The organism is Leifsonia sp. RCC_180 (assembly GCF_058138205.1).
On the sequence record NZ_CP200340.1, the window covers coordinates 2,840,252 to 2,863,602 of the forward strand.

Here is a 23,351-nt window from a genome sequence, read left to right on the forward strand (position 1 = left end):
CGTCACCGGCCCCGCGGTCGATCACGCAGGGGTGCCCGCGAGGACGACAGGGTCGATGTTACCCCGTGTTCGGGGGTCACGGCGGGCCGGATTCGCCCGTGTGCGGCTCACCAGATCGTGACGCGCTCCGACGGTGCCAGCCATAGCTCGTCGCCCTCCGCGACACCGAACGTCTCGTAGAACGCGTCGATGTTGCGGACGATCTGGTTGCAGCGGAACTCGTTCGGTGCGTGGGGATCGATGGCCAGCAGGCGGATGACCTCCTCGTCGCGTCCCTTCTGCTGCCAGGCCTGCGCCCACGAGAGGAAGAAGCGCTCGGCGCCGCTGAGCCCATCCACGACCGGCGGCTCCCCGCCGTTCAGCGATAGCAGGTACGCCTTCCAGGCGATGCCGAGGCCGCCGAGGTCGCCGATGTTCTCACCGATGGTGAGGGCGCCGTTGACGTGGTGGTCGGGCACCTGGGCGGGCGCGAGCGCGTTGTACTGCTCGATCAGGTTCGCCGTGCGCTTCTCGAACGCAGCGCGGTCCGCCTCGGTCCACCAGTCCTCCAGGCGGCCGTCGCCGTCGAACTTGGAGCCCTGGTCGTCGAAGCCGTGCCCGATCTCGTGCCCGATCACGGCGCCGATCGCGCCGTAGTTGGCCGCAGCATCCCGCTCGGGATCGAAGAACGGGAACTGCAGGATGGCCGCGGGGAACACGATCTCGTTGAATCCGGGGTTGTAGTACGCGTTGATCGTCTGCGGCGTCATGAACCACTCGTCGCGGTCGATGGGCGAGCCGATCTTGCCGAGTTCGCGGCGGAATTCGAAGAGGGCGGCCGCGCGCACGTTGCCGATCAGGTCCGTCGGGTCGATCTCGAGGCTCGAGTAGTCGCGCCACTTCACCGGGAAGCCGATCTTGGGGGTGAACTTCTCGAGCTTGTCGAGCGCGCGCTTGCGGGTCTCCTCGCCCATCCAGTCCAGCTTCGCGATGCTCTGCCGGTACGCCTCGATGAGGTTCGCGACCAGCTCGTCCATCTGCTGCTTGGCCGCAGGCGGGAAGTGCTTCTCGACGTAGATGCGGCCGACAGCCTCGCCCATGGCGCCCTCCACCAGGGAGACGCCGCGCTTCCAGCGGACGCGCATCTGCGGAGTGCCGGTGAGCGTGCGGCCGTAAAAGTCGAAGTTGGCCTCCACGAAGTCCCCCGAGAGGTACGGAGCGGCGCCGTGGATGACCTGCCAGGTCAGCCAGTCGCGCCACGACTCGAGGCGGTCCTCGGTGAGGAGCCCGGCGAGCCCGGCGGTGAAGGAGGGCTGCCGCAGGACGACCTCGGTCAGCGTGCCGTCCGGTGCGCCGAGGGCGTCGGCCCAGACGTCGAGATCGGGCGCCTGGCCTGAGGTGGCGCCTCCGTCGAACACGGCCTTCGCGTCGGCCCAGTCGTAGAGGTTGTAGGTCTTCTCGGAGTCGCGGGAGGCGACGTTGTCCCAGTGCTTGGACGCGATCTCGGTCTCCAGATCGAACACGCGCTGGGCGCGGGCCGGCGCGTCGTCGAAGCCGGCCAGCTCGAACATCCGCTGGATGTGGTCGACGTACGCCTCGCGCACCGGGGCGAACCCTTCCTCGCGGAAGTACGACTCGTCCGGCAGCGAGATGCCCGACTGCTCGAGGAAGACGAGGTAACGCTCCGGGTCGCCCGGGTCGTTGTCGACGAACAGCTGGTAGAAGCCGCCGAGGCCGCGCCTCTCCAGCTTGCCGACCGTCTCGAGGAGGCTCGGGATGCTGTCGACGCCGGATGCGAACGTCAGCTCGTCGCGGATCGCCTCCACGCCGAGCGCGTCGATGCGCTCCTCATCCATGAAGCTCGTGAAGAGGTCGCCGAACTTCCGCTCCTCCGTGCCCTCCGCCGCGTTCTGCGCCTGCTCGACGATGTCGTGGACGGCGGCCTCGGCCTCCTCGGCCAGGATCATGAACGAGCCCCAGCGCGCCTTGTCGGCCGGGATCTCGGTGCGATCCAGCCACTTGCCGTTCACGTGCCGGAAGAGATCGTCCTGCGGGCGGGTCGTCGGGTCGAGTTCTTCGGTGTTGATGCCGGAGGAGTGGATGCCGGAGTCGAGCGTCATGCGCCCAGCCTACGGGTCAGGCCGTCGCGCGGGCCAGCGACGCGAGGCGCAGGTAGGAGAGCGCGAAGAGCGCGGCGAAGGCGAGCTCGGCGAGGATCGACACCGTGCCGGACACGCTGCCGAAACCGGCGAACGAGAAGCCGATGTTCACCACGGCGACGAGGCCGTATGCTGCGGCGAGCACCCCGCTCAGGAGCGGCCGGTTCGTCATCCGCCACCAGGGCCGTGCCGCGTGAACCGGTTCGCCGGGGCCACGGAAGAGCCGGCTGACCAGGTACCAGCCGAGCACCTGCAGGACTGTCAGGATGATGGAGCCGACCTCCGAGTGGAGGGCGTTGAACAGCAGGGCGAGGATGACGCTGACAGCGAGGAGGACCGCGATCACGACCGCTTTCTGGCCGGAAGTGGTGTATCGCATGGTGGTCCCCTTGGAGTTCAGCATCCAGCCTGTCAGGGCCTCGCCCGCCGTCGGCGAAGGCTCGCCGTGCCGCCCGGATGGGGTCGAGCGGAGGCCGGCCGGGAGTTCTTAAGCTGGGCCCGTGACCATCGCACCAGCCGACAGCCAGCCCCCTGGCGACGCACCCCTCGCGGGCCTTCCGCCCGCCGGCTGGTACGGCGACCCGTACGACCAGCGCTTCCTGCGGTGGTGGAGCGGCGCCGACTGGACGCAGTACGTCTACCCGCTGCACGCCGTGCAGCCGGCCCAGCCCGAGAAGCGTCCGAGGCCTCCGCGGAAGTGGATCGGGCGCTTCGGCGCCTGGATCATCGTCGGCAGCAGTGCGTTCATCTGGCTCTGGCTGTTCGGCTTCAGCTTCCTGTTCCGAGCACTGGCCCCGAACGCCGCGGACGACGGCCCCGCCGTACTGTCCCCGTACCTCCTGGTGACGGGCGCGGCCACCATCGCGGTAGCGATCCTCTACACGATGTCGTACCGGTTGCGGCCGGAGGACGGGCTGACCGCATCCCGGCTCGTCATCATCGCAGGGGTGGGCGGCCTGGCGTCGACACTGGTCGCCGCACCGCTGAACACGCTGATCGACCTTCTCGGCGGGGGCACCACGTCGCACCCGAGCGGACTCGCGCTGGTTCTGGCCGGCGTCGTCGAGGAGCTGGCGAAGATCGGCGCGATCGTGCTGCTGGCGCTCAAGCTGCCGGTGAAGGATGCCCGGATCGGCCTGTTCGTCGGAGGCGCGGTCGGCCTCGGCTTCAGCGTCATCGAGAACCTCAGCTACCTCCAGGAGGCCTTCGCGCGCGGTCAGGAGACGGACGCGGGGTTCGGTCTGTTCGTGACGACGATGATCGGGCGGGGGCTCACCGGCCCGTTCCTGCATCCCGTCTTCTCGGCGCTTCTCGGCGCGGCAGTCTTCGGCGCGGCCCGGTCGGGACGATTCCGGCTGACCTTCGGGGTCGTGCTCGCCTACCTGGGCGTAGCGGCCGCGCACGGCGCCTTCGATGGTGCCATCTGGCTCGGTCAGGTCCTGCCCTGGCCTCCGGCTGCGCGAGGCGGGCTGCTGCTCCTCTTCGACCTGCTGTTCGTGGTTGCGAGCGGGGTGACGTGGCTGTTCATCGCCCGGCGCATCCGGTCGGCATCCGGTCAGAGCGAGGCCAGGAACGCATCCTCGGCGCCGTAGTCGAACCACCGGTCGGAGCGGGCGCGCTCGGCCAGGGACGGGAAGACCGCCTCCCAGCCCTCCTGCCGTCGCTCGGCCGCGCGGACCTCGCGCACGGCCCAGTCGATGGTCGAGGCGACCGCCTCGGCGTAGCTCACGGGTTGCCGGTAGCCGAGCTCGACGGTCGCGGCCGCCATGCTTAGCAGCAGTGGATGCGCGACCGTCCACGGCGTGCCGCCGACGCCGTCCACCGGCGGACCGGGAAAGGTGACGATTTCGACGTCATGGTCCAGGGCGGCGAACACCGTCTGCGCGATCTCGCCGACGCTCAGATCGTCGTGGTCGACGGCGTTGAGCACCCGTTTGCCGGGGTGGGCGGCGCAGAGGGCCACCAGTTCGGAGATGTTCACGGTCGACGAGGTGCTGAAGCGGTTGGTCCCTCCGTCGGACAGCACGACCTGACGGCGGCCGTCGAGCGCCCTCTTGATGAAGTACCACTCCCGCAGCGCCGGACTGAACGGGCCCTGGATGGCGCCGGGCCGGAGGATGCTGACCGGCAGGTCCTCCACGCCGAGCAGCTGCCGCTCCAGCGCTGCCTTCAGCGGCGAGTACGTGCGCTCGCCGTTGTCGACGGTCGGATCGGTCTCCCGCAGCGGCACGGGGTAGGAGGGGAAGTCATCGGGGCCCGTCACCATATCAAGGTAGCCGCCCTCGGTGCCGACGTAGACCGACCCAGTGGAGATGACCACCAGCGAGCCGACCTCACCGGCCAGCTGCGCCAACTGCTCGCCGTGCCGCGGCTCGTAGGCGACCGTGTCGAGCACGAGGTCGTGCCCGCGGGCGCGGTCGAGCAGCGCGTCGGTGTCGTCGCGGTCCAGACGGATGCTCGTCACATCCAGCTCGGCCAGGGAAGCGTCGCCGGGGTGCTCACCACGGTGGGCCAGGAGGACCGACCAGCCGTCGAGCACCAGCCGGCGCGCGACGGCGGAACCGATCTGCCCCGTGCCGCCGATGATCATGGCGGTGCGCGTCGTGTCGGTGCGCGTCGTGTCGGTCATGCGGTCACCGTACCCCGGCCCGCTATCGGATCAGGGTCCTGGCGAGGGCGACGTACTCGCGGGCGTTCGCGTCGGGCAGGTACGCCTTGCCGAGCGCGTTCGCGATCGCGGGCAGCGCGACGGGGTCCGGGTACGCCATGTGGATCGTCTCGTACGTCGGATTGAACTTGCTCTTGAACGAGAACAGCGAGGCGAAACCGTACGCCGGCTCCAGGGTGCGGGCGAGGAAGCCGAGCAGCCGATCCATGGTGCTGGGCTCGTCGGCATCCCCGTCGTCCGCCCCCGGCTTCGTCGCCAGCGGGGCACCGGAGAGGCTCAGCACCTCGACTCCGTCGTCGCGCATGTGCTGGGCGGCGGAGGCGATGATGAACTCCATGATTCCCGGGATCGACCCGTCCGCGCGGCGCATGAAGTCGATCGTGTAGCCGACGACCGTGCCGTCGCGCCAGCTGGGAAGCCAGCTCGTGACGGCCTGCAGGCCGCCGTCCGGGTCGAACGCGAGGTAGAGCCGGACGTCGGGATCCTTGAGCTCGTCGATCCCGCCCAGCGTGAAGCCCATCTCCGGCAGCTCCTTTTCGGAGACCCACTGCTCGCTGAGCGCGATGATCTGCGTCTGGATGAGCGGCGACAGGTCGTCCCAGGTCGTCCAGAGGGTCGAGATCCGCTCTTTGATCCCGCGATTGTGGGCCTGCCGCACCTTCTGCCAGGGCTTCCCGACCATGTCGAACGACTGGGGATGCATCAGCGTCTCCTCGCCGACGGCGATGGTCGGCCAGCCCAGCGCAGCGAAGACGGGCAGGAACGCGTCGTGGATGCTGTAGAACACCGGCACCCAGCTGTTCGCGTCGCAGAACTGCACGAACTCGGCGACCGTACGCTCCGCGCGCTCCGGCCGGCAGACCGGATCCGAGAGCGTGATCGCAATGCCGCCGATGACCCGGTAGGCGATGGCGGACTCCCCGTCCGCGCTGAACCAGTACACGTTGCCGGGCCAGGTGCCCATGAACCCGAGGGTGCCGCCGCCGCCCTCACGCAACAGCGCGCGGAAGTGCTCCTCGTCGGCGACCGTCCGCCCGGTGAACGTCGCCCGATAGAGCTGCAGGACGGCGAACACGAAAACGGCCCAGAAGACGGGCCCCACCCACTGGTACAGGACGGTCACGAGGGGGCTCGTCGGGACGATGGGCGTTCCGAGCACCGACAGGAAACCGGCGGGAACGAACCGGCGAAGCGTGGAGGCGAAGATGTCGCCAACGGTCGCATCCGGCACGAATTCGGTGAGCGAGGCGAGCGCCGCCACCAGGTAGGCGAGCGCCAGCAGCGCGAACGAGCACACGACGATGATCGCGAACCGGGCGATGGCCGCGCGAGGCGAACGGATCTGGAACTGCCTCCGGGTCGCGATCAGCAGCGCGATGGAGGCGATCGGCACCAGCATCGCGGCGAACAGCCACAGCAGCAGTTCGATGGCGGGCGCGAGCGCCTCCACGCTCTGCACCTCCAGGTCGATGTCGCCCCCGAGCGCTGTGAACGGCAGCACGAGCATCGCGGCGTTGACCACGATCCCGAGGAACAGCGCGAAGCGGCGGCCGCGCCGCAGCCCGATGGCAGCGAGGAGCAGGAGGGCGAGCGGCAGCACCGACAGCAGCAGCGGTCCCGGCCCCTGCACCGACACCATCATCAGTTGCATGCGGCAGTTGCTGGTGTACGAGACGTCGCAGCGTGCCATGACGGCGGCGACATCCACGCTCGGACGCTCGAACAGCATCGCGACGAACGACAGCGGCCCGAAGCCGCCGGGCGGAAGCAGCGCCAGCAGCGGGCCGAACGCGGTGATGGCGACGACGCCGGCGACGAGGTTGCGCGTCTCGCCGTGCGAGCTGCGATGAAGCCGGCGGAGCGGCGTCCGGCGGAGGATCACGCCGAGAGCGAGGCCCAGCAGCGCCGCGATGAGGCGATAGACATTGTTCTGGTCGCCGTTGTACAAGACGAAGACGAGCACCACGGCGAAGGTGAGCAGCCGGATTCGGCGACGCCAGAGGGTGCTCGCGAAGGCGCTTGCGGTCACGAGCGTTCCGACGATCCCGATGGTCGGATCCAGCGTGACGTCGAACTCCGTGGCGGTCGCCCAGACCTCTCCGAGGCCGACAGCGGCCCACTGCAGGAGCACCCCGAGTGCAACCGCGGCTACTCCGGTGACCAGAAAGGCGAGCACCGTGCGCGCCGTGCCGAGCAGTCGTTCCGCCCCCGCCATCGCGGTCAGCGCGAGAACCACGACGACGACCAGTTGCACCGCATCCTCGGGCACGAAGAGGGCGGTGAGCGGCGTCCACCAGCGGCCGGCGTGGATGGTCGTCGTCACGCCCGCCGCCCACACCGAGCCGCTCGCGGGAGCGTTCCACAGCGTCCCGGTCGCAATCGAGGTGACGAGGAACACGACGGCGAGCGCGATGCTCGCCGGCGCGACGCGGGCGAACCGTGCGAGCGTCCGGCCGGTGTCTGCAGTGGTCATGCGGGCCTCCGTCACGGTGGGACCGGGTCCGGGTGCCTCAGATCTCCCGCAGACGCTCCGCCAGGTAGCGGTCGAGTCCTTCGAGCGGGATGCGCTCCTGCTGCATCGAGTCGCGGTCGCGAACCGTCACGGCGTCGTCCTCGAGCGAGTCGAAGTCGACCGTGACCGCCAGCGGGGTGCCGATCTCGTCCTGGCGACGGTAGCGGCGACCGATCGCACCGGAGTCGTCGAAGTCGACGTTGCGGCGCTTCCGGAGCCGGTCGGCCAGCCCGCGGGCCAGGGGCGACAGCGCCTCGTTGCGCGATAGCGGGAGCACCGCCACCTTGACCGGCGCGAGCCGCGGGTCGAGATGCAGCACGGTGCGCTTGTCGGTGCCGCCCTTGGCGTTCGGCACCTGCTCCTCGTCGTACGCATCCACCAGGAATGCCATGAGTGCGCGCGTCAGACCGAAGGACGGCTCGATGACGAACGGCACGTAGCGCTCGTTCTTGTTCTGGTCGAAGTAGCTCAGGTCTTTGCCGGAGTGCTCGATGTGCGTCTTCAGATCGAAGTCGGTGCGGTTCGCGACACCCATCAGCTCGCCCCACTCGCTGCCCACGAAGTCGAAGCGGTACTCGATGTCGATCGTCCGCTTCGAGTAGTGCGCCAGCGCGTCCTTCGGGTGCTCGAACCGGCGGATGTTCTGCGGGTCGATGCCGAGGTCGGTGAACCAGTCCCAGGCGAGGTCGATCCAGGTGTCGAACCACTCCTCGTCCGTTCCCGGCTCGACGAAGTACTCGATCTCCATCTGCTCGAACTCGCGGGTGCGGAAGATGAAGTTGCCCGGCGTGATCTCGTTGCGGAACGCCTTGCCGATCTGGCCGATGCCGAACGGCGGCTTCTTCCGCGAGGTCTGCAGCACCGAGGCGAAGTCGGTGAAGATGCCCTGGGCGGTCTCCGGGCGCATGTAGTGCAGGCCCGACTCGTCGTCGACGACGCCGAGGTAGGTCTTCATGAGGCCCGAGAACTGCCGGATCGGCGTCCACTGGCCGACCTTGTCCGGGTGGTCGGGGTCAGGGATGTCGTCGAGGCCGTTCGCCGGCGGGTGGCCGTGCTCGGCCTGGTACGCCTCGAAGAGGTGGTCGGCGCGGTAGCGCTTGTGGGTGATGAGCGACTCGGTGAGCGGGTCGCTGAACACCTGGACGTGACCGGACGCCTCCCACACGGCGGTGGGCAGGATGATGGCGGAGTCGAGGCCGACCATGTCGCCGCGGCCGCGCACGAACGCGTTCCACCACTCGCGCTTGATGTTCTCCTTCAGCTCCACACCGAGGGGGCCGTAATCCCACGCCGATCGGGTGCCGCCGTAGATCTCGCCGGAGGGGAAGACGAATCCACGGTGCTGAGCCAGCGTGATGACGGATTCCAGTCTCGACGGTGCGGCCATGGTGCTCCCTGTGCGGTGCGGGCGGGTGTGGGGGACCCGTCCATCCTACTGAGGATGCGCCTGCCGCCGCCGCGCGGTCACTCTCCGGCGCGGAACTCCTGCTCGAGGATGGCGTACACGGCGGTGTCCGACCACTCGCCCTTGAAGATCTCCGTCTCGCGCAGGAGCGCCTCCTGGCGCATCCCGAGCCGCTCGCACAGCCGCGCGGAGGCGTCGTTTCGGGCGTCCAGCTGGGCGAAGACGCGGTGCGCGCCGAGGGTGTCGAAGCACAGTTCGAGGACCCGCTGGGCCGCCTCGGTCGCGTAGCCGCGGCCGTGCACCGCCGGGTGGAACACCCAGCCCATCTCGAACTTGCCCCACGTCGCGTTCTTGAGGAACAGGCTGATGTCGCCGATCACTCGGCCCGGGCCGCCCTCCGGGTCGAACAGCTCTACGGCGAAGACGATGCCGTCGCCGTTCTCGGCGAGTCGGCTCATCGCGATGCGCTTGCGCAGGTGCTCGGCGGACTCGTCGTGGTCGTGCACCTCCCAGTAGAGGTAGCGGACGACGTCCTTGAGCTTCTGGTAGGAGTGGACGTCTTCCAGGTCGCCGGTGTTCAGCGGGCGGAGCAGCAGGCGCTCGGTGCGCAACTGCTCGGCGGCATAGGGGAGGCCGCTCGCTCCGTGAGGCGGGACGGTGGTGGTCGTGGTGGCTTCGTCGCTCACGTCGATCCTTACGCTGTCGGGCTGTCGGTCAGGACGCCGCGGACTCGTCGTCCACGGCGGAGAGGGCGGGGCGGGCGCTCGCGGCATCCACCTCGATGCCGAAGACGGCGGCGGCTCCGGCGATGAAGGTCTGGGCGTCGCCCTCGCGGGCGAGCTCCCGCGCACGGACGGACGGCGTGTGCAGCAGCACGCCCGCAAGGTGGCGGAGGGCCGCCTCCGTCTGCTCGCTGCTGTCGCCGCGGCCGCGCGCCCGCTCGATCTCGGCGTCGAGGATGTCGAAGACGTGCTTCCGCAGGGCGACGAGAGCGGGAGTGACCTCCTGCTCGGCCGTGCGGGCACGGTACTCGGCGGCGGCCTCATCCACGATGCTGCGCGCGTCGTCGGCGGCCTGCAGTTCTTCCAGCGGCGCGTGGATGCTGATGGTTTCGAGGTCGAGTAGCTCGACGCCGGGAAGTTCGGCCGCCTGCGGGTCGACGTTCCGGGGGAGGCCCAGGTCGATGACCAGGCGGCGCTCGAGCGCGCCAGAGAGGGTGAGGGCTTCGGCCATGATCGGGCGCGTCAGCACGTAGTCGGTGACGGCTGAGCAGGTGACCACGAGGTCGCTCTCGGCGAGCGCGTCGAGCAGCCCGTCGGCGGGGACAGCGGCGATGTCGTGGGATGCGGCGAACTTCGGCGCACGTCCGGAGGGGGAGTACACCCGCACCTCCGTCACACCGCGGTCGCGGAGGGCGGCGAGGCTGGCGCCGGCGTACTTGCCCGTGCCGACCAGCAGCACGCGGGTCTGCGCCCAGTCGCTGACACGGCTCTCGGCGAGGTCGAGGGCGAGTCGGACCATCGAACGGCCGGCCGACATGATCCCCGTGCGGTTCTTGACCCCGCGGGAGGTGCGCGAGGCGACCTGGAACAGGCGCTCCAGCTCGCTGGTGACCGAGCCGGTACTCCGCGCGGAGTCGAGGGCGCGCCGCACCTGGCCGGCGATCTCGCCCTCGCCGACGACGACGGACTCGAGTCCGCTCGTCACCGCGAACAGGTGCTCGGCGACGGCGTGATCGCTGTAGACGGAGCTGGCGTCGCGGAGCACATCCGGGTCGATGCCGGATGCCGAGCTCACCGCATCCAGGACGGCCGCAGCGGAGACGGCGCGGGCGGCCGGGAGCGGCTCGTCGATGTCGAGGTAGGCCTCGAATCGGTTGCAGGTCGCGAGGACCACCGAGCCCGAGACGATGTCGCTGTGCTCCGAGAGTGCGGCGGTGATGGCCGGAGCGTGACGCTCGAGCCGTTCCAGGAGGTCGAAGTCAGCCGTCCGGTGACTCGACGAGAAGCACAGAAGCACGGAGGAAAGCCTACGCTCGCGCCGGACCAACCTCGAATCGGCCCCCAGGTTCTCCACAGCCCAGGCTTTCACCAGTCGCCGCCCTGGCAGAATCGGAACGTGACCACCCTCGCCTCCGACCATCCGCTCTCCGCCGGCCGAACCTCGTCCAGCCCACTCGTCCGGGCGTATCAGGGTGAGCGGCAGGAGGTGACGCCGGTCTGGTTCATGCGCCAGGCGGGGCGATCGCTTCCCGAGTACCGCGAGCTGCGCGTCGGCACCCGGATGCTGGATGCGTGCCTCGACCCGGCGATGGCGAGCGAGATCACGCTGCAGCCGGTCCGTCGGCACGGGGTGGACGCGGGCATCTTCTTCAGCGACATCGTCGTGCCGCTGAAGCTGGCGGGAGTCGACGTGGAGATCGTCCCCGGCAAGGGCCCGGTGTTCGCACAGGCGGTTCGCACGGCGGAGGACGTCGCGCGGCTGACCGCCATCGATCCGGCTTCTCTCGGCGACGACGTCTTCGCGCCGATCCAGGAGGCGGTGCGGCTGACCGTCGCAGAGCTCGGCGCTACTCCGCTGATCGGCTTCGCGGGCGCACCGTTCACCCTCGCAGCGTACCTCGTCGAGGGCGGCCCGTCGAAGGATCACATCCGCGCCCGGACGCTCATGCACGCCGACCCCGAGGCCTGGTCGCGACTGATGGAGTGGACCGCCGACATCTCAGGTGCCTTCCTGCGCGCCCAGGTGTTGGCGGGCGCGAGCGCCGCGCAGTTGTTCGATTCGTGGGCCGGCTCCCTCTCCCTGCACGACTATGCCGCGCTGGTCGCTCCCGCGTCGGCACGCGCGCTGGAGCACGTCCGCGACGTGGACTACGAGCTTCCTCAGGCCGAGATCGCGTCGGCGGAAGACATCGAACCGGCCATCGACGCCGTCGTGCGCAACGTGCCGCTGGTGCACTTCGGCGTCGGGACGGGCGAACTGCTCAAGGCGATGCACGAGGTCGGCGCCGACGCGGTCGGGGTCGACTACCGCATCCCGCTCGACGAGGCCAGCCGTCGCCTCGGGCACGTGGTGCCGGTGCAGGGCAACGTCGACCCCGCGATGCTCGACGCCCCATGGCCGGTGCTGGAAGCGCACGTTCGGGACGTGCTCGACCGCGGTCGCGAGGCGCCGGCGCACGTGCTCAACCTCGGCCACGGCGTCCCGCCGGAGACCGACCCCGCGGTGCTGACGCGCGTCGTCGAACTGGTGCACGGGTGGCGTCCGGAATGAGCGACGACCGCGTCGCCGGCGGCGAGACCGAGAGCGGTGCCGATCCGATCGGCGACGAGATCCGTCACGCGGTCGAGGCCCCGCCGACCCGCATCGTCGTCATCGGCGGTGGAATGGCCGGACTCGTGGTCGCGCGCGAGTGCGCCCGGCCCGGCTTCCAGGTGACCCTTCTGGAGGCGGCCGACCGCGTCGGCGGCAGCGTCGCGCCACTCCCGCTCGCCGGGCTGACGCTCGACGCCGGCGCGGAGAGCTTCGCCACCCGAGGTGGCCACGTCGCCGAGCTGATCCACGACCTGGAGCTCGACGACGACGTGGTGCAGCCGAACCCGTCCGGCGCCTGGGTGCGGCACGGCTCCCGGTCGGTGCCCCTTCCGAAAGCCGGGCTGCTGGGCATCCCCAGCTCGCCGCTGGCGAAGGATGTGGTGGCGGCGATCGGCTGGGGCGGTGCCGCGCGCGCTTACCTCGACCGGCTCATGCCGGTGCTGAAGATCGGGCAGGAGCGGCGCCTCGGCACGCTGGTGCGCAAGCGGATGGGGCGCAAGGTCCTCGACCTGCTCGTGGCGCCGGTGACGACCGGCGTCTACTCCGCCTCACCCGACGAACTGGACATCGAGGTGGTCGCCCCCGGCCTCAACGCGGCGCTGACCCGCCTGGGGTCGCTCTCGGGCGCGGTCGGAGAGCTGCGATCGGCAGCGAAGGCGGGAAGTGCGGTGGGTGGCATCCGCGGCGGGATGTGGCGGCTGCCCGAGGCGCTCGCCGCGGACATCGAGGCACGCGGCGGCGTGGTCCGCACCGGGACGTCGGTCGAGGCAGTCGAGCGCTGGATCGCGCCATCGGAGGAGGAGACGGCCGAGGCGGTCGTCGAAGCGGTGCTGGCGGAGGCGCTCGATCCGGAAGCGGCCGGCCACCCGGCCGAACCGGATCAGCCGGAGCCCGCTCGCTGGGTGGTCCGCACGGCCGCCGGCGACGAGATCCCGGCGGACGCGATCGTGCTCGCCGCTCCGGCCGACGAAGCTCTGCCGCTCCTCGCCTCGCTCGGTCCGGCACTCGCCAAGCTCCCCGCGCTCGACTGGCCGGCCGCGTCCAGCGTCGAACTGGTGACGCTCGTCATCGACGACGACCGCCTGTCCACGACACCGGTCGGCACGGGTGTCCTCGTGGCCGATGTGCCGGGGGCGGACGTTCGGGCGAAGGCAATGACGCACGCGAGCGCCAAGTGGGCGTGGGTCGCCGAGGCGGCCGGGGCAGGCCGCCACGTGGTCCGCCTCTCCTACGGCAGGGCGGGTCGACCGGCCGAGACCCTCGCCATGGACGACGCAGCACTGCGGGCGCAGGCGGTGGCTGACGCATCCCGTCTGCTGAATATTCCGATCCAGGAATCCGCTGTGTCGGCATTCGCGCGGACCCCCTGGACGAACGCCCTCCCGTATGCGACAGTGGGGCAGCGGGACCGCATCCAGCTGGTTCGCACCGAGGTCGACGGCGTCGAGGGTCTCGAGGTCACCGGGTCTTGGCTGACCGGTACGGGCTTCGCCTCCGTGATCCCGGACGCGCGCCGCACGGCCGAGCGCGTGCGAGGCCTGCGCTGGAAGGCCCTGACGGACGCACTTCACGCGGACGACTGACCAGAGACAGGAGACGGTATGCGCGGCAAACTCCTCTTCGTCGCCGGAGCAGCGGTGGGCTACGTGCTCGGCGCTCGAGCCGGCCGTGAGCGATACGAGCAGCTGAAGGCCACGGCCGCCAAGGCTTGGCAGTCGCCGACCGTGCAGAAGCAGGTGCACGCGGTCGAGGACTTCGTCGCCGAGAAGGTGGGCGAATTTCCCGAGACGGCGTACATCACGGTGAAGAAGGCCGTGGTGCAGGCGAACCGTCGCCGCCGTGAATCGCGCGCCCCCTATCCGTCGCCCGCGGCGGAGGCTGCCCTCCGTGCCGACGACTCCGGCAGGGCCACATCGTCCTGACGGGAGTACTGTGCGGAGACGACGAGGGGAGACGCCGATGACCGACAGTGAACCGACCCCGGGCGAACGGGCCCGCGCTGAGCGCGCCCGGTCCAGATCCCTCGCGCAGCTGGTCTCCGATCTGCCGCGGCTGGTCGTCGACCTGCTGAAGGCAGAACTGAACCACCTCAAGGCCGAGTTCGCCGAGAAGGCCAAGTATGCCGGTGTCGGCATAGGGCTGCTCGCCGGCGCCGCATTCCTCCTCTTCTTCGCCTTCGCGGCGCTCATCGCTGCCGCCATTCTGGGCATCGCCGTGGCGTTGCCCGCCTGGGCCGCCGCGCTCATCGTGTTCGGTGCGCTGGTCGTGATCGCCGTCGTGCTGGCGCTGATCGGCATCCGGTCGTTCAAGAAGATGGATGGCGTCGCGCCGTCGCAGTCGATCGACAGCATCAAAGAAGACGCCGACGCGCTGAAAGGACTGGGGAAGTATGACAACTGACCGCAGCGACGTCGACCGGGCGCGCTCCGAACTCGCCGCCACCGTGGAGGCGATCGAGTACAAGCTGAATGTGCCCAAGCGCGCTTCCGAGAGCATCGAGCGCCTCCGGAAAGAGAATCCGATCGCGCTCGCCGGTATCGCGGTGGGCGTCGCGGTCACGGTCGCCGGAACCGTGTGGGGCATCGTGCGCCTGATCCGCCGGTGAGCGGTCGCGCGTTTTTGGCCTTCTCAGGTTTCAGAGGGAGACTGTGGGTATGAGTACCCCGGCTGCCGTTCCGGCAGAGTCGACCTCCCCCGACACCCCCAGCGACACCCCGACCGGCTTCACCCTCTGGGCTGTGCTGCGCCGCGACCCGGCCCGGCCTGACGACCTCGACGGCACCGATGTGCCGACGGCCGTGTCCGAGCTCGAGGGCGTCATCGCCGACCTCGAACTGCAGCAGGTCACCACGCGCGGCCTGTACGACGTCTCCGGACTCCGCGCCGACGCCGACGTGATGATCTGGCTGCACGGCCCTGAGGCCGAGACCCTGCAGTGGGGCCTCCGCCAGCTCCGCCGCACCCGCCTGTTCAAGGCGCTGCTGCCCACGTGGAACGCCATGGGCGTCCACCGCGACGCCGAGTTCAACAAGGCGCACGTCCCTGGCTTCCTGCGGGGAAAGGAGCCCAGGGACTGGCTGTGCGTCTACCCCTTCGTCCGCAGCTACGAGTGGTACCTGCTGCCAGACGAGGACCGCTCGAAGATGCTGGCCGAGCACGGCCGCAAGGGCGCCGCTTTCCGCAACGTGCTGGCCAATACCGTGGCCTCCTTCGCCCTGGGCGACTACGAGTGGATCCTGCCGCTGGAGGCCGACGAACTGACCGACCTCGTCGACATGATGCGCGAGCTGCGATACACGGAGGCGCGCCGCCACGTCCGCGAAGAGGTCCCGTTCTTCACCGGTCGCCGGGTGCAGCCCGCCGAGGTCGTGGAGGTACTCCAGTGACCGAGGCCCAGGCCACGGACGTCCAGGCGACCCGGCGCGTGCTCTTCGCGACGCCCGCCGCCGCATCCGGTCCCGAGCACGTCACAGAGCCGGTCGCCTACGACGCGATCCTCCTGGCCGGCTTCGGCGGACCGGAGGGCCAGGACGACGTCATCCCGTTCCTCCGCAATGTCACGCGTGGTCGCGGCATCCCCGAAGAGCGCCTGGAAGAAGTGGCGCACCACTACCGCCACTTCGGCGGCGTCAGCCCCATCAACGACCAGAACCGCGAGCTCAAGGCGGCGCTGGAGGCGGAGCTCGCCGAGCGCGGCATCGACCTGCCGGTGCTGTGGGGCAACCGTAACTGGGACCCGTACCTGGCCGACGCGCTCCGCGAGGCCGACGAGCGCGGCTTCAGCAAGCTGATCGCGATTGCCACCAGCGCGTACTCCTCGTATTCGAGCTGCCGCCAGTACCGCGAGGACTTCGCCGGTGCGCTGGAGGCGACGGGCCTGGGTGACCGCATCCAGATCGACAAGGTGCGCCAGTTCTTCGACCACCCCGGGTTCGTCGAGCCGTTCATCGAGGGCGTGCGGAACGCCATCGACGAGCTGCAGCGGAAGCTGCCGGGGCTCGACCCGGCCACCGAGGTGCGCATCCTGTATTCGACGCACTCCATCCCGTCCACCGACGCGGCGAAATCCGGGCCGGCTGAGCGCGGCTTCGGTGAAGGCGGCGCCTACGCCGCCCAGCATCTCGCGGTCGCGGAGGTCGTCTCGCACGCCGCCACCGGCGGAACCGTCGAGTGGGATCTGGTCTACCAGTCCCGCTCCGGCCCGCCGTCGATGCCGTGGCTCGAGCCCGACATCAACGACCGCATCGCCGAGCTGCCGGCGCTCGGCGTCAAGGCCGTCGTCATCGTCCCTCTCGGATTCGTGAGCGACCACATGGAGGTGCTCTGGGATCTCGACAACGAGGCCATGGAGACCAGCGACGAGCACGGTCTCGTCGCCGTCCGGGTGCCCACCCCCGGCACGCACGCAGCGTACGTGAAGGGCCTGGTCGACCTGGTGCTGGAGCGCCGCGACGGCGTCCCCGTCTCGGAACGCCCGGCCGTCACCTCGCTCGGGCCCTGGTACGACGTCTGCCGTCCGGGATGCTGCGAGAACGTCCGCCTCGGGTTCAAGCCGGCGGCTGCGGGGCTCGCGCCGTGACCGGGACCGTGACGAGAGTCGACGGCGACGCCGCGCGTCGCGAGGGCGTCCTGCGCGTCGGGACCCGCGGCAGTGCGCTGGCCGTGGCTCAGACGACCGCAGTCGCCGAGTCGATCGCCCGCGCGACCGGCCTCGATGTCGAACTCGTCACGGTGACCACCGCTGGCGACACCTCGCGGGAGTCGCTTGCTCAGCTCGGCGGAACCGGCGTGTTCGCGACGGCGCTGCGGGACGCGCTCCTCGCTGGAGACGTCGACCTGGTCGTCCACTCGCTCAAGGACCTCCCGACCGCCCCTGCGCCCGGCCTGGTGATCGGCGCGATCCCGAAGCGAGCGGACGCTCGTGACACCCTCGCGGCACGCGACGGGCTCACTCTGGAGACGCTGCCGGAGGGTGCCCGCGTGGGCACCGGTTCACCCCGCCGCGTCGCTCAGCTGAAGTCGCAGCGACCGGACCTCGACGTCGTCGACCTGCGCGGCAACGTCGACACGCGCCTGCGCATGGTGGCCGAGGGCGAGTTGGATGCGGTGGTCCTCGCGGCTGCGGGCCTTACCCGCCTGGGACGGCTCGATGCCGTCACCGACTACTTCCCTCTCTCGACCATGCCGACCGCTCCCGGTCAGGGCGCTCTCGCGCTGGAGGTCCGGGCGGGCGACGAAAATGGACGCGGACCGATCGCGCGTGCTCTCGCCGCTGTCGATCACGTGACCACGCACGCGTCGGTCGTCGCCGAGCGCCATGTGCTCGCGGGACTGGAGGCGGGATGCGCTGCTCCGATCGGCGCCACCGCTCTCGTCGACGACGGACTGCTGTTCCTGACCGCCTCGGTGTACCGGCCCGACGGGACCGAGCGGCTCACCGCATCCCACGCCGCCACCCCCGACTCGCTGAGCGCAGCGCACCTCGAGGAGGCCGCGCACGATGTGGGCGCCCGTGTGGTGACCGAGCTGCTCGACGCCGGCGCGGCCGACCTGGCGCCGCTGGGGAGCGGCCGATGACGAACACGTCTCCGATCCCCAAGCCCCTGGCCGGCTGGCGCGTCCTCGTGCCGCGCGGCGGTCCGTGGGGCGATTCGGTGGCCGCCGACCTCCGTGCGAAGGGCGCGTCGCCGGTCGTCGCGGCCATGATCAACTTCGCGCCGACGGCCGACGCCCCGGCGCTCGAGACCGCCCTGGCGCGGCTGGCGAACGGCGAGTTCGACTGGATGACCGTCACCAGCGCCACGACGGTCGATGTGCTGAGCGCCCAGCGGGCCATGGTTCCGCCGACGACGAGGGTCGCCGCCGTGGGCGAGACGACAGCTGCGGCGCTCGCGGCCGCCGGGTACCACGTCGATCTGGTGCCGTCGGAGGACAACTCGGCGCGCGGTCTGCTCGCCGAGTGGGAGGCCGCCACCCAGGGCGCCTTTCCGCTGCGCATCCTCACCCTCCGTTCGGAGATCGCGAAGCCCCTGCTCACAGAGGGCCTGCGCCGGATCGGCCATGAGGTCGAATCGGTCGTCGCGTACCGCACGGTCGGCGTCGCCGTGCCCGAGAACGTCGTCACCGACGTCCGCGACGGTCTGGTGCACGCCATCCTCGTCACCAGCGGTTCTGTCGCCGAGCAGGTGCAGCAGCAGCTCGGCCCCGTGCCGGAGTCGACCCTGATCGCGGCGATCGGTCCGCAGACCGCCCGTGATGCCCGCTCCTTCGGCCTCCGAGTGGATGTGGTCGCCGCCGAGCGTACCGCCGCCTCCCTCATCGACGCCGTCGTCCAGGTCGCCCAGTCCCGCCGCCCCGTCGACGAGTACGCGGACCGTGCCGACGACCGCGACGCCGGCTACCAGCCCGACAACTCCTGACTTTTTCGGCCTTTCCCGGCCGCTGATCCCGAAAGACTCAGGAGCTGTTGGCTGAGAAAGTGCCCAGCGGGACAGGCGTAGGCTCGTGTGAGTGAGTGAACTGCATCCCGTCATCCGACCCCGGCGGCTGCGGCAGTCGCCTGCGATGCGCCGGCTGACCGCTGAGACCCGCCTCCATCCCTCCGAGCTGATCCTTCCGCTGTTCGTGCGTGAGGGCGCCAGCGAGCCGGTGCCGATCGGTTCCATGCCGGGCGTCTCCCAGCACAGCCTCGACTCGCTGAAGCGCGTGGCGAACGAGGCGGCGGAGGCCGGCGTCGGCGGCCTGATGCTGTTCGGCGTCCCCGAGACGCGGGATGCGGTGGGCTCGGCGGCAACGGATCCGGACGGCATCCTCAACGTGGCGACGCGGGTGCTCGCCGACGAGGTGGGCGACGCGCTGGTCGTTCAGACCGACCTGTGCCTCGACGAGTTCACCGATCACGGGCACTGCGGTGTCCTGGATGCGCGCGGGCACGTCGACAACGACGCGACCCTGATCCGTTACTGCGACATGGCCGTCGCCCAGGCCGAGGCGGGCTCCCAGCTGCTCGGCCTCAGCGGGATGATGGACGGCCAGGTCGCCGCTGTGCGCGAGGCGCTCGACGACGCCGGGCACATCGACGTCGTGATCCTCGCCTACGCGGCCAAGTACGCGTCCGGCTTCTACGGGCCCTTCCGGGAGGCGGTCGACTCCCAGCTCTCCGGCGATCGTCGCGCCTACCAGCAGGATCCGGCCAACCGCCGCGAGGGGCTGCGGGAGGCCCGCCTCGACCTCGAGGAGGGCGCCGACATCCTCATGGTGAAGCCGGCGCTGAGCTACCTGGATGTGCTGAGCGACGTCGCCGAAATCAGCGACGTACCGGTCTGGGCGTACCAGGTGTCGGGCGAGTACGCGATGGTGGAGGCCGCGGCCGCGAACGGCTGGATCGACCGCAACCGCATCATCGAGGAGACGCTGATCGGCGCCCGCCGTGCCGGCGCCGACGCGATCATGACCTACTGGGCGACCGAAGTGGCGGGGTGGCTGCGATGAACGACGCGAATCTGGAGCAGTTCGAGCGGGCGCAGCGCGTCATCCCAGGCGGGGTGAACTCGCCGGTGCGCGCGTTCCGTTCGGTGGGCGGTACGCCGCGGTTCATCGTGTCGGCCCGCGGCCCGTACGTGACCGACGCGGACGGACGCGAGTACGTCGACCTGGTCGCGTCGTGGGGGCCGGCGATCCTCGGCCACGCGCATCCTGCTGTGGTGGATGCGGTGCAGCAGGCGGCCGCGCGCGGCCTGTCGTTCGGTGCGTCGACTCCCGCCGAGACCGAGCTTGCGGAGGCCGTGATCGGCCGCGTCCCGTTCATCGAGAAGCTGCGGCTGGTGTCCACCGGCACGGAGGCGACGATGAGCGCGATCCGTCTCGCCCGCGGGTTCACCGGACGCCCGCTGCTGATCAAGTTCGCCGGCCACTATCACGGGCACTCGGACAGCCTGCTCGCCGAGGCCGGGTCGGGGCTCGCAACTTTGGCGCTGCCGGGTTCTGCGGGCGTCACCGAGGCGACGGCGGCGCAGACCATCGTGCTGCCGTACAACGACCTGGATGCGGTGCGCGCGGTCTTCGAGGCGCAGGGTCCGGACATCGCTGCCGTCATCACGGAGGCGGCCGCCGCGAACATGGGCGTGGTGCCGCCGGACGAGGGCTTCAACGCGGCCCTCACCGACCTCGCGCACGAGTTCGGGGCGCTGCTCATCCTCGACGAGGTCCTGACCGGCTTCCGCGTGAGCGAGGCCGGATTCTGGGGACTCGACCGCGGCTACACACCTGACCTGGTCACCTTCGGCAAGGTCGTCGGCGGCGGGATGCCGCTGGCTGCGCTCGGCGGTCGGGCGGAGCTGATGGACTTCCTCGCGCCCGCCGGCCCCGTCTACCAAGCGGGCACCCTCTCTGGTAACCCGGTCGCCGTCGCCGCGGGGCTTGCGACCCTCGCGCTCGCGGATGAGGCCGTTTACGACCGCCTCGACACCGTCGCCGAGACCGTGTCGTCCGCGGTTTCGGATGCGCTGGCATCGGAGGGCGTGGCGCACCACGTTCAGCGCGCGGGCAACCTGTTCAGCTTCGTCTTCGGTCCGTTCGACCGCGCCCCGCGGACGTACGCCGAGGTGCAGCGTCAGGAGGCGTACCGGTACCGGGCGTTCTTCCACGCGATGCTCGACCAGGGCGTCTCGCTGCCGCCGAGCGTCTTCGAGGCGTGGTTCGTGACCGCGGCTCACGACGACGCGGCTGTGGCGCGCATCCTGGACGCCCTCCCCGCGGCTGCCCGTGCCGCGGCCGCCGCCCCGGCTCCCGCTCCGTAAACCGCCGAGGTGCTCGCAGTTGTCGCCGACACGCCGTCGACGACCGCACCTGCGAGCACCTCGCGGCACGGGCACGTGCACGGACGCGGGCACGGACGCGGTCAGGCGTCGGGCGCTGCGGGCTCCCGCGAGAGCGACTCCACGAACGTGTACGTCGCCGAGGCGGGCCAGCCGTCCGCGTCCAGCAGCGCGTAGACGTCGAAGTTGAGCGTCCCGCCCCCGCCCGCCGCGCGGCGCAGCGTGCGCGGCGGCGCGTCGGACGACGACCGCACGGTCACCGTCTGCGGCTCCGCCCCCGAACGCAGAAGGCGGGCGCGGAAGGTGGTGGTCCGGGTCATCCCTCCACTCTCCCACGCCCGCCTCCCGACGGGATGCCGCCGACGGGATGCCGCCGACAGGAGGCCGCCTACGCTTGCCCGTGCGAGGCGCGCGACCTCCGCGACAGCGAGTCGATGATCACCGCGAGCAGCAGCACCGCCCCCGTGATCATGAAGCGGTACGACGAGTCCAGGTTGAGCAGCGTCAGACCGTTCGAGATCGACTGGATCACCAGGATCCCGAGCAGCGCCGACCACGCCGAACCGCGTCCGCCGAAGAGGCTCGTGCCGCCGATGACCGCTGCCGCGATCGCGTTCAGGTTCGTGTCCGTGCCGCCGGAGCCCGCGCCCACCGACGCGAGGCGCGCCGCGGCGAGCAGACCGCCGACCGCTGCGAACGTGGAGCACAGGATGAAGACGCTGAAGAAGACCCGGTTGACGTGGATGCCCGCTCGCCGCGCCGCCTCGACCGATCCGCCGACGGCGAAGACCGAGCGGCCCCAGCGGGTTCGGGTGAGCAGGAAGTTCATCACGATCACCAGTACGACGAAGAACAGGAACATCGCGCCCGTGCCGCGGTCGGTGGAGAGGTACCACACGCTGATGGCCAGCCCGATGAGCAGCAGCGCCGCTTTGACCGCGACGATGGTCATCGAGCCTTCGGACAGGCCGGCGTTCCGGCGGCGCAGGTTCCGTCGCCAGTCGGAGAGGAACATCCCGCCCGCGGCAATGATCGCCAGCGCGTACGCCGCCCACGGCGGGAGGAACCACTGCTGCGCGAACTTCACGATCCACGAGTCGTAGGGGATGTTGATCGAGCTGTTGGCTCCGAGGATCCACAGCTGCAGGCCGAGGAAACCGAGGAGGCCGGCCAGTGTGATCACGAAGCTCGGGACTCCGAACCGGGTGAAGAGGAAGCCGTACAAGAGTCCGATCGCCGATCCGGCGAGGATCGCGACGATCACGGTGAGCCACAGCGGCCAGTGCAGCTGGGTGAAGCCGACGCCGAGGATGGCCGCCGCGACACCGCTGACCGAGCCGACCGACAGGTCGATCTGGCCGAGCAGCAGCACCAGTACGATGCCGATCGAGATCGTCCCGATGGCCGCGCACTGCAGGGTGAGGTTCACCAGGTTGTTGGCGCTCAGGAAGTTCGGGTTGAGGATCTGGAACACGACCCAGATCACGACCAGGCCGATGACGACCGGGAGGGATCCGAGGTCGCCGCCGCGGACGCGGCGCCCGAAAGCGCGCACGGCACCGCCGAGTCCCTCGTCGCGGATGAGACGCTCGTCCTGGAGGTCCGCCGCCAGTTCCGCCGGCGTCTCCGTTGCCGCGGACGGTGTTGCCTTGCTCATTCTTCCGGGCTCCGTTCGATGGATTCTTCGACCTCGATGAGGCGTTCGGCGCGCCGCACGACGACGTTGTCGGTCGCGCCGGTGATGGCGGAGATGATCTCTTCGTAGCTGACCTCGGGTACCCGGAAGTCGCCGTTGTTGCGCCCCAGGCGGAGCACCGCAACGCGATCCGCGACCGCCTGCACGTCGGCCATGTTGTGGCTGATCAGGAGGACGCCGAGCCCGCGCTCACGCAGTCGCTCGATGAGGTTGAGCACCTCAGCGGTCTGGGCGACGCCGAGGGCGGCCGTCGGCTCGTCGAGGATGACGACGCGCGGGTCGCCGATGAGGGAGCGGGCGATCGCGACGGTCTGCCGCTGGCCGCCCGAGAGCGACGCGACGGCGATGCGGACCGAGGGGATGCGCGCCGACAGCTGCCGCAGCAGGCTCCAGGAGCGCTTCTCCATCTCCTCCTCGTCGAGCGTTCCCTTGCTGATCTCGCGGCCGAGGAAGAGGTTCGAGACGACGTCGAGGTTGTCGCAGAGCGCGAGGTCCTGGAACACGGTCGCGATGCCGAGTTCCCGCGACGCGGCGGGAGACGGGATGCCGACCTCCTGGCCGTCGAACTCGATCGTCCCCGCGTCCTGCGGGTGGACGCCCGCGAGGATCTTGACGAGGGTCGACTTGCCCGCGCCGTTGTCGCCGACGAGGGCGACGACCTCGCCGGGGTAGACGTCGAGGTGGATGTCGGTGAGCGCTTGGACGGCGCCGAACCCTTTCGAGACCCCCCGCAGGGAGAGGACGGGGCGGCGGGCCGACCGCTCTTCGTCCACGATCGCGGATTCCATGGTCACGGCGTTC

Annotated in this window: 22 protein-coding genes; 12 read left to right on the forward strand and 10 right to left on the reverse strand. The window is 70.3% G+C overall.

All coding sequences use genetic code 11. The annotated features are described in order from the left end of the window. Nucleotides 1-107: 107 nt before the first annotated feature. Complete coding sequence (locus tag AB7E03_RS14015; protein WP_489941973.1) at nt 108-2,099, reverse strand: M13 family metallopeptidase; 1,992 nt, start codon at nt 2,097-2,099, stop codon at nt 108-110. A 16-nt stretch (nt 2,100-2,115) separates the two neighbouring features. After that, the gene (locus AB7E03_RS14020; RefSeq protein ID WP_489941974.1) at nt 2,116-2,517 is read right to left on the reverse strand and encodes a hypothetical protein; all 402 of its coding nucleotides are present in this window, start codon (nt 2,515-2,517) and stop codon (nt 2,116-2,118) included. A 121-nt stretch (nt 2,518-2,638) separates the two neighbouring features. Here AB7E03_RS14020 and AB7E03_RS14025 point away from each other — a divergent pair, with 121 nt between their 5' ends. Then, on the forward strand, nt 2,639-3,730 hold the full coding sequence (locus AB7E03_RS14025) for a PrsW family glutamic-type intramembrane protease (RefSeq protein ID WP_489941975.1): 1,092 nt from the start codon (nt 2,639-2,641) through the stop codon (nt 3,728-3,730). On the opposite strand, the gene AB7E03_RS14030 is transcribed toward AB7E03_RS14025, so the two are convergent. From AB7E03_RS14030 to AB7E03_RS14050, 5 genes are all read right to left on the reverse strand, one after another. Then, nucleotides 3,694-4,767: an NAD-dependent epimerase/dehydratase family protein gene (locus AB7E03_RS14030; RefSeq protein ID WP_489941976.1), complete on the reverse strand. Its 1,074-nt coding sequence runs from the start codon at nt 4,765-4,767 to the stop codon at nt 3,694-3,696. The genes AB7E03_RS14025 and AB7E03_RS14030 overlap by 37 nt on opposite strands. Nucleotides 4,768-4,789: 22 nt before the next feature. Then, on the reverse strand, nt 4,790-7,279 hold the full coding sequence (locus AB7E03_RS14035) for a bifunctional lysylphosphatidylglycerol flippase/synthetase MprF (RefSeq protein ID WP_489941977.1): 2,490 nt from the start codon (nt 7,277-7,279) through the stop codon (nt 4,790-4,792). A 37-nt stretch (nt 7,280-7,316) separates the two neighbouring features. Next, nucleotides 7,317-8,705: a glycine--tRNA ligase gene (locus AB7E03_RS14040; protein ID WP_441783042.1), complete on the reverse strand. Its 1,389-nt coding sequence runs from the start codon at nt 8,703-8,705 to the stop codon at nt 7,317-7,319. A 77-nt stretch (nt 8,706-8,782) separates the two neighbouring features. After that, nucleotides 8,783-9,409: a GNAT family N-acetyltransferase gene (locus AB7E03_RS14045; protein WP_489941978.1), complete on the reverse strand. Its 627-nt coding sequence runs from the start codon at nt 9,407-9,409 to the stop codon at nt 8,783-8,785. Nucleotides 9,410-9,437: 28 nt separating this feature from the next. Further along, nucleotides 9,438-10,742: a glutamyl-tRNA reductase gene (locus AB7E03_RS14050; protein ID WP_489941979.1), complete on the reverse strand. Its 1,305-nt coding sequence runs from the start codon at nt 10,740-10,742 to the stop codon at nt 9,438-9,440. 99 nt (nt 10,743-10,841) lie between these two features. Here AB7E03_RS14050 and hemE point away from each other — a divergent pair, with 99 nt between their 5' ends. The 11 genes from hemE (at nt 10,842) to hemL (ending at nt 20,836) form a co-directional block, all read left to right on the forward strand. Then, nucleotides 10,842-11,996: a uroporphyrinogen decarboxylase gene (gene hemE, locus AB7E03_RS14055; RefSeq protein ID WP_489941980.1), complete on the forward strand. Its 1,155-nt coding sequence runs from the start codon at nt 10,842-10,844 to the stop codon at nt 11,994-11,996. Next, nucleotides 11,993-13,621: a protoporphyrinogen oxidase gene (gene hemG, locus AB7E03_RS14060; RefSeq protein WP_489941981.1), complete on the forward strand. Its 1,629-nt coding sequence runs from the start codon at nt 11,993-11,995 to the stop codon at nt 13,619-13,621. The genes hemE and hemG overlap by 4 nt, the downstream gene beginning before the upstream one ends. Nucleotides 13,622-13,639: 18 nt before the next feature. Next, a complete protein-coding gene (locus AB7E03_RS14065) occupies nt 13,640-13,960 on the forward strand; it encodes a hypothetical protein (RefSeq protein WP_441783047.1) in 321 nt (106 codons plus the stop codon). A 37-nt stretch (nt 13,961-13,997) separates the two neighbouring features. Beyond that, on the forward strand, nt 13,998-14,438 hold the full coding sequence (locus tag AB7E03_RS14070; protein ID WP_489941982.1) for a phage holin family protein: 441 nt from the start codon (nt 13,998-14,000) through the stop codon (nt 14,436-14,438). Further along, nucleotides 14,428-14,643, forward strand: coding sequence for a DUF3618 domain-containing protein (locus AB7E03_RS14075; RefSeq protein WP_441783049.1), 216 nt, complete (start codon nt 14,428-14,430; stop codon nt 14,641-14,643). The genes AB7E03_RS14070 and AB7E03_RS14075 overlap by 11 nt, the downstream gene beginning before the upstream one ends. Nucleotides 14,644-14,692: 49 nt before the next feature. Further along, nucleotides 14,693-15,424 carry a hydrogen peroxide-dependent heme synthase gene (gene hemQ / locus AB7E03_RS14080; protein ID WP_441783050.1) on the forward strand — a complete coding sequence of 244 codons (732 nt, stop codon included), beginning with the start codon at nt 14,693-14,695 and terminating at the stop codon, nt 15,422-15,424. Next, nucleotides 15,421-16,617: a ferrochelatase gene (locus AB7E03_RS14085; protein ID WP_489941983.1), complete on the forward strand. Its 1,197-nt coding sequence runs from the start codon at nt 15,421-15,423 to the stop codon at nt 16,615-16,617. The genes hemQ and AB7E03_RS14085 overlap by 4 nt, the downstream gene beginning before the upstream one ends. Continuing rightward, the gene (gene hemC / locus AB7E03_RS14090) at nt 16,614-17,615 is read left to right on the forward strand and encodes a hydroxymethylbilane synthase (RefSeq protein WP_489941984.1); all 1,002 of its coding nucleotides are present in this window, start codon (nt 16,614-16,616) and stop codon (nt 17,613-17,615) included. Before AB7E03_RS14085 ends, hemC begins: the two co-directional genes overlap by 4 nt. Next, nucleotides 17,612-18,457 carry a uroporphyrinogen-III synthase gene (locus AB7E03_RS14095; RefSeq protein WP_489941985.1) on the forward strand — a complete coding sequence of 282 codons (846 nt, stop codon included), beginning with the start codon at nt 17,612-17,614 and terminating at the stop codon, nt 18,455-18,457. Before hemC ends, AB7E03_RS14095 begins: the two co-directional genes overlap by 4 nt. Before the next feature lie 145 nt (nt 18,458-18,602). Continuing rightward, nucleotides 18,603-19,529, forward strand: coding sequence for a porphobilinogen synthase (gene hemB / locus AB7E03_RS14100; protein WP_489942918.1), 927 nt, complete (start codon nt 18,603-18,605; stop codon nt 19,527-19,529). Next, nucleotides 19,526-20,836 carry a glutamate-1-semialdehyde 2,1-aminomutase gene (hemL, locus tag AB7E03_RS14105; RefSeq protein ID WP_489941986.1) on the forward strand — a complete coding sequence of 437 codons (1,311 nt, stop codon included), beginning with the start codon at nt 19,526-19,528 and terminating at the stop codon, nt 20,834-20,836. Before hemB ends, hemL begins: the two co-directional genes overlap by 4 nt. Nucleotides 20,837-20,937: 101 nt before the next feature. On the opposite strand, the gene AB7E03_RS14110 is transcribed toward hemL, so the two are convergent. From AB7E03_RS14110 to AB7E03_RS14120, 3 genes are all read right to left on the reverse strand, one after another. Then, entirely contained in the window at nt 20,938-21,174 is a 237-nt protein-coding gene (locus AB7E03_RS14110; RefSeq protein ID WP_481299283.1) for a hypothetical protein, read from the reverse strand. A 68-nt stretch (nt 21,175-21,242) separates the two neighbouring features. Beyond that, nucleotides 21,243-22,511, reverse strand: a complete 1,269-nt coding sequence (locus AB7E03_RS14115; RefSeq protein ID WP_441783056.1) for a sugar ABC transporter permease — start codon at nt 22,509-22,511, stop codon at nt 21,243-21,245. Continuing rightward, nucleotides 22,508-23,338 (reverse strand): ATP-binding cassette domain-containing protein, encoded by an 831-nt coding sequence (locus AB7E03_RS14120; RefSeq protein ID WP_441783999.1) that lies wholly within the window; start codon nt 23,336-23,338, stop codon nt 22,508-22,510. The genes AB7E03_RS14115 and AB7E03_RS14120 overlap by 4 nt, the downstream gene beginning before the upstream one ends. Between the last annotated feature and the right edge of the window lie 13 nt (nt 23,339-23,351).

Excerpts from the sequence above, each read along its gene's own strand:
- AB7E03_RS14015 (WP_489941973.1), bottom strand. The coding sequence starts at position 2,099 with ATGACGCTCGACTCCGGCATCCACTCCTCCGGCATCAACACCGAAGAA.
- AB7E03_RS14020 (WP_489941974.1), bottom strand. The coding sequence starts at position 2,517 with ATGCGATACACCACTTCCGGCCAGAAAGCGGTCGTGATCGCGGTCCTC.
- hemG (WP_489941981.1), top strand. The coding sequence starts at position 11,993 with ATGAGCGACGACCGCGTCGCCGGCGGCGAGACCGAGAGCGGTGCCGAT.
- AB7E03_RS14035 (WP_489941977.1), bottom strand. The coding sequence starts at position 7,279 with ATGACCACTGCAGACACCGGCCGGACGCTCGCACGGTTCGCCCGCGTC.
- AB7E03_RS14040 (WP_441783042.1), bottom strand. The coding sequence starts at position 8,705 with ATGGCCGCACCGTCGAGACTGGAATCCGTCATCACGCTGGCTCAGCAC.
- hemQ (WP_441783050.1), top strand. The coding sequence starts at position 14,693 with ATGAGTACCCCGGCTGCCGTTCCGGCAGAGTCGACCTCCCCCGACACC.
- AB7E03_RS14075 (WP_441783049.1), top strand. The coding sequence starts at position 14,428 with ATGACAACTGACCGCAGCGACGTCGACCGGGCGCGCTCCGAACTCGCC.
- hemB (WP_489942918.1), top strand. The coding sequence starts at position 18,603 with ATGCGCCGGCTGACCGCTGAGACCCGCCTCCATCCCTCCGAGCTGATC.
- hemL (WP_489941986.1), top strand. The coding sequence starts at position 19,526 with ATGAACGACGCGAATCTGGAGCAGTTCGAGCGGGCGCAGCGCGTCATC.
- AB7E03_RS14030 (WP_489941976.1), bottom strand. The coding sequence starts at position 4,767 with ATGACCGACACGACGCGCACCGACACGACGCGCACCGCCATGATCATC.
- AB7E03_RS14065 (WP_441783047.1), top strand. The coding sequence starts at position 13,640 with ATGCGCGGCAAACTCCTCTTCGTCGCCGGAGCAGCGGTGGGCTACGTG.
- AB7E03_RS14070 (WP_489941982.1), top strand. The coding sequence starts at position 13,998 with ATGACCGACAGTGAACCGACCCCGGGCGAACGGGCCCGCGCTGAGCGC.
- AB7E03_RS14110 (WP_481299283.1), bottom strand. The coding sequence starts at position 21,174 with ATGACCCGGACCACCACCTTCCGCGCCCGCCTTCTGCGTTCGGGGGCG.
- AB7E03_RS14120 (WP_441783999.1), bottom strand. The coding sequence starts at position 23,338 with ATGGAATCCGCGATCGTGGACGAAGAGCGGTCGGCCCGCCGCCCCGTC.
- AB7E03_RS14095 (WP_489941985.1), top strand. The coding sequence starts at position 17,612 with ATGACGAACACGTCTCCGATCCCCAAGCCCCTGGCCGGCTGGCGCGTC.
- AB7E03_RS14115 (WP_441783056.1), bottom strand. The coding sequence starts at position 22,511 with ATGAGCAAGGCAACACCGTCCGCGGCAACGGAGACGCCGGCGGAACTG.